We start from the raw sequence: 8,897 nt of genomic DNA on the forward strand, positions 1-8,897 counted from the left end.
TCCCCGGTGAGCTTGCGGGCAATCGCGGCGAAGGTCTCGAAGGTGCCCTGCAGGATGCCTTGGGTACCGATGTAGATCCAGGACCCGGCGGTCATCTGGCCGTACATCATCAGCCCCTCGGCCTCGAGCCGGCGGAATTCAGGCCAGGTGGCCCAGTCCCCCACCAGGTTGGAGTTGGCCAGCAGCACGCGCGGGGCCCATTCGTTGGTGCGGAAGACGCCCACCGGCTTGCCGGACTGGACCAGCAGGGTCTCATCCTTTTCGAGGGTTTCCAGGGTGCGGGTGATGGCGTCGAAGGCGGCCCAGGACCGGACGGCCCGGCCGGTGCCGCCGTAGACCACCAGATCGTCCGGGCGTTCGGCCACCTCGGGGTCCAGGTTGTTCATCAGCATGCGCAGCGGGGCCTCGGTCTGCCAGCTTTTGGCGGTGAGCTCGGTGCCGCGGGCTGCCTTGACCGGGCGGGCACCGGTGGTGAAATCGGCGGGTGCCATGAGGGGCTCCTTCGTGGTGTGGGGTGGTTCCGGGGAGAGGTTCTGTATCTACTAAAGCCTGCCGGTGGCGCCGGTCACAGGGCTTTGACGGGGGAGCTGTCCGGAATACCAGACCTGACCAACTCGCAGCTAAAGCCTTTTTCAGGGCCCACAACGGCCCGCTAGTGAGTCGGGCTGGGGCGGCCGTAGATCCGGACCGAGAGATCGTCGGCGGCCTTCTTGACCCGCGCGGCCAGTGCCGGCCATTGCTCGGCCGGCAGCTTGTCCTCGAGGAAGGTCACGGCAACGGCGGCCGTCGGCCAGCCTGCGTGGTCCGTGACGGCGGCGGCGATTGAGCCGAAGCCGGGGGTGACCTCGCCGTGTTCGGTGGCGTAGCCGCGCTGCCGGACTTGGTCCAGGTGCGAGGAGAGGGCCGAGTACTTGGTGATAGCGGTTTCACTCTCGTGCCGGACGCTGAACGCGGCGGCATTCGGGTAGAGGGCCCGGACCTGGGACTTCGGCAGGGCGGCCAGGATGGCGCGGCCGCTGGCCGTGAGGTGGCTGGGAAGCCGGACGCCGACGTCGGTCACCAGGGAGGGGCGGTTTTTGGCGCGCTCCTCCACGATGTAGAGGACGTCGCGGCCGTGCAGGACGGCCAGGTGGGCGCTTTCGCCGATCCTGTCCACCAGGGCGGCAAGCATGGGGCGGCCCAGACGGGAGAGTGGCTCCTGCCTGGAGTAGGCAGAGCTGAGCTCGAAGGCGCTGATGCCCAGTCCGTAGCGGCGTTCCTCGTGCAGGTGCAGCACGAAGCCGTTGGCCTCCATGACTCCCAGGAGGTGGTAGACGCTGGAGCGCGGCAGGTCCAGCGCTGTGGCGATGTTCGACGCCGCCATCGGCCCGCGCTTGGAGGCCAGCAGTTTGAGGATCCGAAGGGTGTTTTCGGCGGCGGGAACCTTGGAGGCAGCCCTGGCGGCGGGCGTGGCGGGGGCGTGCGGTGCAGTTGTCATGTCCGTCCTTCGGCAGGGGATGTCCGGTATCCCGTACTTAAGAATGCATCGGCAGAAGTCCAGCGGCGGACCCCATGATTCTCCAGTGTCTGTAATCCCAGATAAGACCTCCACCGGAACCACGGCCGCCGCCGTCCCCCGGCGGGCGCTCCGCCGTCGGCGGCAAGCAAGTAGTCCGTGAGAAAGATGGGGTACCTGTTACTCGTGTGAACGGTGGGTGCGGATGCCTACCGTGGGGAGACGTTTCCGATCCGCCGGAAGGAGCACTCCGATGGGCGTTCACGCCGCCAGCCACCTCCAGTCCGCTCCCCCTGAACCGCGCGGCGGGGCAGCCCCCGCCGCGGGCCAGGGACACCGCCGTCTCCGTGCCGTGATTAGCCGGCTCGGCGCGTCCCGGGTCCGCTTCCGCGTGGGCCAGGTGGTAATCGGGGATGACCCCTTCAACGGCCGCCGCGAGGGACGGGTGACGGTCATCCGGCCACCCTATGTGGGTGTCAGGGTCCCCGGCACGCCGGCAGGAACGCTCGTGTTCTTCGACCATCGCAATGTCCGCCTGCCCGACTGAGTACCGCATATTCCGTTCCCGCGTCCCAGAAGGAGTCTGTTCCATGCTTCCAGCCGACCGCCCCGCCTACCTGACCATCGCCGAGGTCGCCGACATCATGCGCGTGTCCCGGATGACCGTGTACCGCCTGGTCAAGTCGCACGCCCTGGCCGCCGTCCGGTTCGGCCGCTCCTACCGCATCTCCCAGGCTGCGGTGGAGGGATACATCCGTCAGTCCGCCACCGGCGCGGTGTGAGCCGAGCCGCCGCGTTCCGCATTCTTTGCGGTTCGCTGACGCTGGGCCTTGGCCTGGTGAGCGTCATCTCGGGGCTCAGCTATGTGGGCGGCCTGTCCGGCGGCGACTCACTCTCGATGTGGGTGATGTCCGCGTGGGGGTTCGCGCTGGCCTGCTGCGGGGCGTGGCTGATCAGAGGCCGCTCCAAGGGCAAGGCCCTGGTGTTCACCAGGGACCGCAGGCGCCTCATCGTCGTCGGGTTCCTGGTCGCCCTGGTCGTCGGGCTCCTTGTATACCTCATGGCTTTCGTCGACGACGGCGGCGGGGCAGTCACGCGCCAAATGATGCTGCAAACGATGTTCGCCAATCTGTTCGCATCGATCCCCTTCACTCTCTTCGACCGGGAGGGCTACAGGGAGCGGGATGCCCCCGTCCCGCTGAGGCCGGCACAGCGGAAGCGGGTCAGGTCACGCATTTTGCTGGTGGCCGCCGCAGGAGTTCTGTTCATCTCGGGGCGGATTTTCTTCGACCAGCAGTTGGACCGCTGGTGGGAGGGATTCCTGACGACCGCCGGAATGGCATTTATAGGTGCAGCCGTAGCCCTCGGACACCGCCTCAGGAAGGAACCACGGCTGGATCCGGAGCCGGAAACGCGCTGAAGCCCGACATTGACTTGCAATCACCCCGCATCGCGGACAGGATCGCGGTCATGAGCGATGGAGCGAAAGCGGACCTGTGCCGCTACCTGCAGGAGGGCCGTGACGCACTGGTCTGGAAGCTTGACGGTCTTTCCGACTACGACATCCGCCGGCCGCTCACGCCCACGGGCACGAATCTGCTGGGGCTGATCAAGCATTTAGCGGGGGTCGAGGCCGAGTACTTCGGTTCGGTGTTCGACCGGCCGTTCCCGGAAACACTGAGCTGGCTCGCACCCGACGCCGAGCCGAACGCTGACATGTGGGCCACTCCCGGTGAGACCCGCGAGGACATCATCGGACTGTATCGGCGCGTCTGGGCCCATGCCGACGAGACCATCGCCCGGCTTCCGCTCACGGCCGCCGGGTTCGTTCCGTGGTGGCGCGAAGCCAGCAATCCCGTCACCCTGGCCCGCATCCTGGTGCACGTGACGGCGGAGACGCACCGGCACGCCGGGCACGCCGATATCGTGCGGGAGTTGGCCGACGGCAGCGCCGGACACCGGGACGGTTACAGCAACCTGCCCGCAGAAGACCAGGCCTGGTGGGGCAACTACTACAACCGCCTCGAAGCCGTGGCGCGCGGAGAGGGCACCCAGGGCTAAAGAGCCAGCCCGCCGCGCGCGCGGATCAGTTCCACACCGGCGTCCGGATCTGCGCAGGAAACCAGGACCCAGGCACCGTTGGCCCGTATCCTCAGCGTCGGGCCGCCCACCAGATAGCCGGTGCCGCCGCCACGGAGGACCCTCAGACCCATCCCTTCGAGCAGCCCAGTCTCCGGCCCGGCCGTGACCTCAACAATGTCAGCGTAGGCAACGGTGGTGGAGAAGAGCCCGGCGACTTTGAGGTGCACTCCGGTCCCGTCGCAGCGGATGCGGGCGGTCATTCTCCCCACGGAGACAAAGACCAGCAGCATCGCCACACCCGCCCACGCCTGACCGGTGGACAGGGTCACGACGGCGGCCGCCAGCAGCCCGATCACGGCCAGCACCGCCCGATATTTGACCGGCATGCCGGTGCGCAGTTCATCGCCAGCAATTTCTTCCCGCCCCATCCCGGCAGTCTTCCGGCTGGGTTCACTTGCTGCAACTCCCGCAGGGCAGGTCCGCAGCCGCTACCACCGCCGCGGCTAGACTGGGCGGCCTAGGACGGATTGGGGGATCCGGGGCCCACCACGCCCAGCGCCCCTCGGCCTGTTACAGCCAGCGGACGCAAAGGACCACCCGTGACCTTCTTCCAGGACTATCCCATTCCAGCCATGCCCCCACGGCCGCGGATGCCCGAATTCGTGCCGCCGCCCTGGTCAGGGCCACCGCGCTACGAGCTGCCGGCCATCGTCCCAGTCGGCCGTTTCCTCCACCGCTCCGCAGGCCGCGTCGTCGCCGTCGAGTCGGTCAGCGCCTATTCCACCGGGTGCACGATCAACCTGACCTGGACCATCCGCCGAACCGACGAGGACGACCAGGAATGGGCCGTGATGAATGCCGGCTTTTTCAACCGGTTCGGGCCGCCGGGTCCATCCGTCTCGGGCAAGGACATCTTCCTGTTCGGCGTCGAACTCCCGGACGGGACCAGGGCCAGCATTTCGACTGTTGACCAGTACGCGGGGCCGCCGATGGGGCAGGAACCGGAGGGCCCGGTGTTCACGTTCAGGAGCGGAGGCGGCCACGGCGGCGACCACGACCTCTCCGGCACCGGAACACTATGGCTCTGGCCATTGCCGCCGGCGGGAGACCTGCGCCTCGTGACGCAGTGGACGGCGATGGGCATCGAAGAAAGTTCCATCACCCTGGACGGGGCCGCCCTGCGCGACGCGGCCGTGGACGCCCAGGCCTACTGGCCCGACGGGACGCCCGAGTGAACGGCCTGGTCCTGACCGTTACCTTCGCGGCGATCTTCTTCTACGTCCTCCACGGCGTGGTCCGCTCTGCGGTCCGCGACGGCATCCTCCAGGCCGAGGAGAAGCGGCAGGCCGAGGAGCAGAACCAGGAAACCCGCTAGGAGGCGTGCGCCTCGGCCATCTTTGCGCGGACGTCGTCCATGTCGAGTTCCTTGATGGCGGTGATGAGCTGCTCAAGGCCGCTGGCGTTCATCGCGCCGGGCTGGGAGAAGACGAGGATGCCCTCGCGGAACGCCATCAGGGTGGGGATGGAGGTGATCCGGGCCGCCGCGGAGAGGGCTGGCTCGGCCTCTGTGTCCACCTTGGCGAAAACGATGTCGGGGTGGGCTTCTGAGGCTTTGCCGAATGTCGGGGCGAACATGCGGCAGGGGCCACACCAGGCTGCCCAGAAGTCGACCAGCACGATGTCGTTGCCGGAGATGGTGGACTCAAAGGTCTGTTCGGTGATGTCAATGGTTGCCATGCGTCTAAATTATACCCCTGGGGGTATAATCATGGAAGGAGATGGAGACCACCGCGGCGGCCTCCGCCCCCCCCCCACGAAAGGACTGTGGACATGAAGAGCATTTCCGTGGACGACCTGGCTGCCTTGGGTTCCGGCGTCCCGATCATCGATGTCCGCGAGAACGAAGAGTACGCCGAGGCCTTCGTGCCCGGCACCAGGAACGTCCCGCTCTCCCGCTTCCAGCAGTCCATGGGCGACATCCCCGCCGGCCGGACCGTGTACATCATGTGCGCGTCCGGTGGACGGAGCTCGCGGGCGACGGCGGCGCTTACGGAGGCCGGGTATGACGCGGTCAACGTCATGGGCGGCATCACCGAGTGGTACCGCAACGGCCACCCCGTGACCTACCAGGCCGGACGGTAGGCATGTCCGCCACCGTGGCCGCGCCGTCACCCGGAGCATCCCAGCACCGGACCGTCAACCGGCTCAAGCGGGCGCGCGGGCAGCTGACCGCACTGATCGACGCGATCGAATCCGGCACGGACTGCCGGGCCGCCGTCACGCAGCTGGCGGCCGTCCGCGGGGCCCTGGACAAGGCCGGCTTCGAACTCATCTCCAGCGCCATGCGCGACTGCCTCGCCCCGGCCATCGACACCGGAACGACGCCGCCAGCCGCGATGGCCGCCGACGTCGGCACGGACGCCACCGGCCCCGCCGCCGCGGCGCCGCCGACGCTCGAGGAACTCCAGACACTCTTTCTTCGCCTTACCTGAGCCGCGGCACGGGCTTTTACACCCCGCGCATCCCCAATTTCCCCTGACCCCGAATCCCCCGGCACCCTCGAAAGGCCAGACCATGGACATCACCCCCAACGAACTGAACGCCCAGATCAACAACGGCAGCGACGCCCAGATCGTCGACGTCCGCGAAGCCGACGAGGTCGCCGCGGGTATGATCGCCGGCGCCCGGCACATCCCCCTGGGCGAACTGCGTTCCCGTCTTGCCGAACTGGACAAGTCCCGCCCCGTGGTGGCCGTCTGCCGCAGCGGCCGGCGCAGCGCCGCCGCCGCCGACCAGCTCGCCGCCGCCGGTTTCACCGCGTCCACGATGACCGGCGGCATGCTCGACTGGTCCGCCAACGGCCTGCCGGCCGCGTAATCCCCACAGACCGCCCGGGCGGCGCCGACCCCCAACTGCGCCGCCCGGGCTTCCACCTGCCACGCCACCTGTGTCCGGCATGCCGCACACGGGAGCCGGCAGGCGGACGACGTCGTCCCCGCCTCCGCGGGCACGCCGTCGGCACCACCCCGCTCCACCCCTTGCTAGACCGAAAGAGATTATGACTTCCACGAACGTCCCCACCCCCGCCGCCACGGCCCCCAAGTCCATCGACGCGGCAACGCTGAAGGCCTGGGAAGACAACCACGATGACCTGATGGTGATCGACGTCCGCGGCGGCGCCGAATTCGACTCGATGCACATCAAGGGCTCGTACCACGTGCCGCTGCCCCTGCTGAGCGAACATGCCGAGGAATTCGCCGCCAAGATGGGCACCCGCGTGGTGCTGGTCTGCCAGTCCGGCAACCGCGCGGAACAGGCCCGCAAACACCTCGACGCCGTCGGCCTCGGCAGCGCCAGTGTCCTCACAGGCGGCGTGCCCGCCTACGCCGCCGCCGGCGGCACCGTCGTCAAGGGCAAGAACACCTGGGCCCTGGAACGCCAAGTCCGGATGACGGCCGGTTCGCTGGTGCTCGCCGGCGTCGTCGGCAGCAAGCTCCTCTCCCCCAAGCTCGGCCTGCTGGCCGGCGGGATCGGCGCGGGCCTGACCTTCTCCGCAGCGACCAACAGCTGCGCCATGGGCCAGATGCTCTCCAAGATGCCGTGGAACCGCTCCGCCAACGAGCCCACCGCCCACCAGGCTCTGCAGAACCTGGGCGCCAAGTCATGATCATCACCGCGGCGGCCTTCGGCCTGATCGTCGGCGGCCTCCTCGGCCTGGTCGGCGGCGGAGGCTCCATCCTCGCCGTTCCCGCCCTGGTCTACGGCGTCGGGCTCCCGCTCTCCGCGGCGATCCCGACCTCGCTGGTCGTCGTCGGCGCCTCCTCGGCCGTCGCGGTGGTGCCTCGGCTCCGCAACGTGAACTGGCGCCTGGCCGTGATCATCGGCGCCGCCGGTACCGCCACCGCCTACCTGGGCGCCTACGTCAACCGGCTGCTGGACCAGGAGGTCCTGCTCCTGGCGTTCGCCGCCATCATGGTGATCGCGGGCATCCGCATGATGATGCCGACCAAGGCCGCCGGCGGGTCCTGCGCCCTTCCCGGCGGCGGGGTGCACTGGCGCAGCTGCCTGCCCAAGGCGATCGCCACCGGCGCCGTCGTGGGATTCCTGACCGGCCTGCTGGGCGTGGGTGGCGGCTTCCTGATCGTCCCGGCCCTGACGCTGGTCCTCGGCCTGCCGATGGCGGCCACCGTGGGGACGTCGCTGGTGATCATCGTGATCAACTCGGTTGCCGGCTTCGCCGCCCACCTGGGCGACCTGCACATCGACTGGGCCGTCACGGCCGCCTTCGCCATGGCCGCCATGGCCGCGTCCCTGCTGGCCGGACGGCTCGGCACGAACATCCCGGACCGGATCCTCAAGCGCAGCTTCGGCACCCTGGTCCTGGCCGTCGCCGCCTACGTCACCGCCCAAGCCCTGCTCACCTAGCGGCGACACGGGCATCCCCCGCATCACCGGAATCGGAGCACCGAGAAAGCACCGGACAGCAATCCGTTGTCCGGCGCTTTCTCGTGCCCCCGCCGCTGATCGTGACCCGCCCGGGGTAGGTTGGGCGCAGGAGGCGTAAATGAACGAGATTCTGATCGCGGACGGGAAGGGCCGGCTGGGCCTTCGCGGGCAATACTTCCACCTGGCCTGGGCCCCTGAGTCCGAGGTGGACGCCGACGACGCCCGTGCCTCCATCGAGGCGATGCGGAGCCTCAGCCCAACCCCGCGGCCGCTGCTGCTGGAGATTGCCGGAGTGACCCTGAGCAACCCGGCCCGGGCCGCCTTTGCCCACGCCCAGGCCGCCTCCGCCGTGGCGATGATCGGCTCCAGCGTGGTGGACACCATCATGGGGGCGGCCCTCAGCCGTCACGACCACTGCCCGCACGCCTACTTCACCTCCGAGCCGGAAGCCCTGGCCTGGCTGGACAGCCTCGCCGCCCAGCCAGCCGGCACCGCCCACTGAACCGGCCCCTCTACCGACCACTCAGCCGGCCGCCGGAAAGCTATCCCAGGCTCTCGAACACCAGCGTCGCTTGAATCCGGTCCCCGCCGGCGAGTCCCTTGCTGCCGCTGCTCGCAGTCGTGATGGTGTGCAGCCGGTAGCCCTTGGCCGCCTGGTCATTGATGGTCTTCTCGAGAGATGTCAGGTTTCCCGATCCGGTTCCCCATAGTTTTTCCTTGAGGATGACCTGCAAAACGACGTAGTGCATGAAGGGCGCCTTCCGTAACGGGACAAGTGGCAGCAAGCCTACAAGCCCGGCCCGGCGGCTCCAGGGAAGACCACGGGCGGGTTGTTTCCGGGCACGCAAAAAGGGCGGCGGCCAGGTTTTACAAC

16 protein-coding genes and 1 pseudogene are annotated in these 8,897 nt (G+C 68.5%); 12 read left to right on the top strand and 5 right to left on the bottom strand.

What is annotated here, in order from left to right; translation table 11 throughout:
• Together AB0305_RS21630 and AB0305_RS21635 are read right to left on the bottom strand one after the other, a co-directional pair.
• Nucleotides 1-491 (bottom strand): annotated as a pseudogene (locus AB0305_RS21630) (urocanate hydratase); the annotation flags it as partial.
• 161 nt (nucleotides 492-652) lie between these two features.
• Nucleotides 653-1,477, bottom strand: coding sequence for an IclR family transcriptional regulator (locus AB0305_RS21635; protein ID WP_364136203.1), 825 nt, complete (start codon nucleotides 1,475-1,477; stop codon nucleotides 653-655).
• Between the two features lie 271 nt (nucleotides 1,478-1,748).
• Here AB0305_RS21635 and AB0305_RS21640 point away from each other — a divergent pair, with 271 nt between their 5' ends.
• Genes AB0305_RS21640 through AB0305_RS21655 form a run of 4 tightly spaced genes read left to right on the top strand, consistent with a single transcriptional unit; the run spans nucleotide 1,749 to nucleotide 3,556 of the window.
• Nucleotides 1,749-2,042 (top strand): hypothetical protein, encoded by a 294-nt coding sequence (locus AB0305_RS21640; protein WP_364136201.1) that lies wholly within the window; start codon nucleotides 1,749-1,751, stop codon nucleotides 2,040-2,042.
• A gap of 43 nt (nucleotides 2,043-2,085) precedes the next feature.
• Nucleotides 2,086-2,277: a helix-turn-helix domain-containing protein gene (locus AB0305_RS21645; protein WP_290256872.1), complete on the top strand. Its 192-nt coding sequence runs from the start codon at nucleotides 2,086-2,088 to the stop codon at nucleotides 2,275-2,277.
• Entirely contained in the window at nucleotides 2,274-2,915 is a 642-nt protein-coding gene (locus AB0305_RS21650) for a hypothetical protein (RefSeq protein WP_366174003.1), read from the top strand. The genes AB0305_RS21645 and AB0305_RS21650 overlap by 4 nt, the downstream gene beginning before the upstream one ends.
• Nucleotides 2,916-2,965: 50 nt before the next feature.
• Nucleotides 2,966-3,556, top strand: coding sequence for a DinB family protein (locus AB0305_RS21655; RefSeq protein WP_290256874.1), 591 nt, complete (start codon nucleotides 2,966-2,968; stop codon nucleotides 3,554-3,556).
• Here AB0305_RS21655 and AB0305_RS21660 read toward each other — a convergent pair.
• Entirely contained in the window at nucleotides 3,553-4,005 is a 453-nt protein-coding gene (locus AB0305_RS21660; protein WP_364136197.1) for a hypothetical protein, read from the bottom strand. The genes AB0305_RS21655 and AB0305_RS21660 overlap by 4 nt on opposite strands.
• 171 nt (nucleotides 4,006-4,176) lie before the next feature.
• Here AB0305_RS21660 and AB0305_RS21665 point away from each other — a divergent pair, with 171 nt between their 5' ends.
• Together AB0305_RS21665 and AB0305_RS21670 are read left to right on the top strand one after the other, a co-directional pair.
• Entirely contained in the window at nucleotides 4,177-4,812 is a 636-nt protein-coding gene (locus AB0305_RS21665) for a hypothetical protein (RefSeq protein ID WP_364136195.1), read from the top strand.
• Nucleotides 4,809-4,952: a hypothetical protein gene (locus AB0305_RS21670; protein WP_290256877.1), complete on the top strand. Its 144-nt coding sequence runs from the start codon at nucleotides 4,809-4,811 to the stop codon at nucleotides 4,950-4,952. Before AB0305_RS21665 ends, AB0305_RS21670 begins: the two co-directional genes overlap by 4 nt.
• Here the strand turns inward: AB0305_RS21670 and trxA are convergent.
• Nucleotides 4,949-5,314 (bottom strand): thioredoxin, encoded by a 366-nt coding sequence (gene trxA / locus AB0305_RS21675; protein ID WP_364136193.1) that lies wholly within the window; start codon nucleotides 5,312-5,314, stop codon nucleotides 4,949-4,951. The two genes, AB0305_RS21670 and trxA, sit on opposite strands and share 4 nt — an antisense overlap.
• 93 nt (nucleotides 5,315-5,407) lie before the next feature.
• On the opposite strand from trxA, the gene AB0305_RS21680 reads away from it, so the two are divergent.
• The 6 genes from AB0305_RS21680 (at nucleotide 5,408) to AB0305_RS21705 (ending at nucleotide 8,525) form a co-directional block, all read left to right on the top strand.
• Nucleotides 5,408-5,719 (top strand): rhodanese-like domain-containing protein, encoded by a 312-nt coding sequence (locus tag AB0305_RS21680; protein ID WP_364136191.1) that lies wholly within the window; start codon nucleotides 5,408-5,410, stop codon nucleotides 5,717-5,719.
• A 2-nt stretch (nucleotides 5,720-5,721) separates the two neighbouring features.
• Entirely contained in the window at nucleotides 5,722-6,069 is a 348-nt protein-coding gene (locus AB0305_RS21685; protein ID WP_364136189.1) for a metal-sensitive transcriptional regulator, read from the top strand.
• An 82-nt stretch (nucleotides 6,070-6,151) separates the two neighbouring features.
• The gene (locus AB0305_RS21690; RefSeq protein WP_364136187.1) at nucleotides 6,152-6,454 is read left to right on the top strand and encodes a rhodanese-like domain-containing protein; all 303 of its coding nucleotides are present in this window, start codon (nucleotides 6,152-6,154) and stop codon (nucleotides 6,452-6,454) included.
• Nucleotides 6,455-6,635: 181 nt separating this feature from the next.
• Nucleotides 6,636-7,244, top strand: a complete 609-nt coding sequence (locus tag AB0305_RS21695; protein WP_364136185.1) for a rhodanese-like domain-containing protein — start codon at nucleotides 6,636-6,638, stop codon at nucleotides 7,242-7,244.
• On the top strand, nucleotides 7,241-8,002 hold the full coding sequence (locus AB0305_RS21700) for a sulfite exporter TauE/SafE family protein (protein ID WP_364136183.1): 762 nt from the start codon (nucleotides 7,241-7,243) through the stop codon (nucleotides 8,000-8,002). The genes AB0305_RS21695 and AB0305_RS21700 overlap by 4 nt, the downstream gene beginning before the upstream one ends.
• 139 nt (nucleotides 8,003-8,141) lie before the next feature.
• Nucleotides 8,142-8,525, top strand: a complete 384-nt coding sequence (locus AB0305_RS21705) for an STAS/SEC14 domain-containing protein (protein ID WP_290256884.1) — start codon at nucleotides 8,142-8,144, stop codon at nucleotides 8,523-8,525.
• Between the two features lie 40 nt (nucleotides 8,526-8,565).
• On the opposite strand, the gene AB0305_RS21710 is transcribed toward AB0305_RS21705, so the two are convergent.
• On the bottom strand, nucleotides 8,566-8,772 hold the full coding sequence (locus AB0305_RS21710) for a DUF4177 domain-containing protein (RefSeq protein WP_290256885.1): 207 nt from the start codon (nucleotides 8,770-8,772) through the stop codon (nucleotides 8,566-8,568).
• Nucleotides 8,773-8,897: the final 125 nt, after the last annotated feature.

Source organism: Arthrobacter sp. NPDC080086, from assembly GCF_040702285.1.

Bases quoted from the DNA above. Each gene is read 5' to 3' on its own strand.
- AB0305_RS21635 (WP_364136203.1), bottom strand. From the start codon at position 1,477: ATGACAACTGCACCGCACGCCCCCGCCACGCCCGCCGCCAGGGCTGCC.
- AB0305_RS21640 (WP_364136201.1), top strand. From the start codon at position 1,749: ATGGGCGTTCACGCCGCCAGCCACCTCCAGTCCGCTCCCCCTGAACCG.
- AB0305_RS21645 (WP_290256872.1), top strand. From the start codon at position 2,086: ATGCTTCCAGCCGACCGCCCCGCCTACCTGACCATCGCCGAGGTCGCC.
- AB0305_RS21655 (WP_290256874.1), top strand. From the start codon at position 2,966: ATGAGCGATGGAGCGAAAGCGGACCTGTGCCGCTACCTGCAGGAGGGC.
- AB0305_RS21660 (WP_364136197.1), bottom strand. From the start codon at position 4,005: ATGGGGCGGGAAGAAATTGCTGGCGATGAACTGCGCACCGGCATGCCG.
- trxA (WP_364136193.1), bottom strand. From the start codon at position 5,314: ATGGCAACCATTGACATCACCGAACAGACCTTTGAGTCCACCATCTCC.
- AB0305_RS21680 (WP_364136191.1), top strand. From the start codon at position 5,408: ATGAAGAGCATTTCCGTGGACGACCTGGCTGCCTTGGGTTCCGGCGTC.
- AB0305_RS21685 (WP_364136189.1), top strand. From the start codon at position 5,722: ATGTCCGCCACCGTGGCCGCGCCGTCACCCGGAGCATCCCAGCACCGG.
- AB0305_RS21690 (WP_364136187.1), top strand. From the start codon at position 6,152: ATGGACATCACCCCCAACGAACTGAACGCCCAGATCAACAACGGCAGC.
- AB0305_RS21695 (WP_364136185.1), top strand. From the start codon at position 6,636: ATGACTTCCACGAACGTCCCCACCCCCGCCGCCACGGCCCCCAAGTCC.
- AB0305_RS21700 (WP_364136183.1), top strand. From the start codon at position 7,241: ATGATCATCACCGCGGCGGCCTTCGGCCTGATCGTCGGCGGCCTCCTC.
- AB0305_RS21705 (WP_290256884.1), top strand. From the start codon at position 8,142: ATGAACGAGATTCTGATCGCGGACGGGAAGGGCCGGCTGGGCCTTCGC.
- AB0305_RS21710 (WP_290256885.1), bottom strand. From the start codon at position 8,772: ATGCACTACGTCGTTTTGCAGGTCATCCTCAAGGAAAAACTATGGGGA.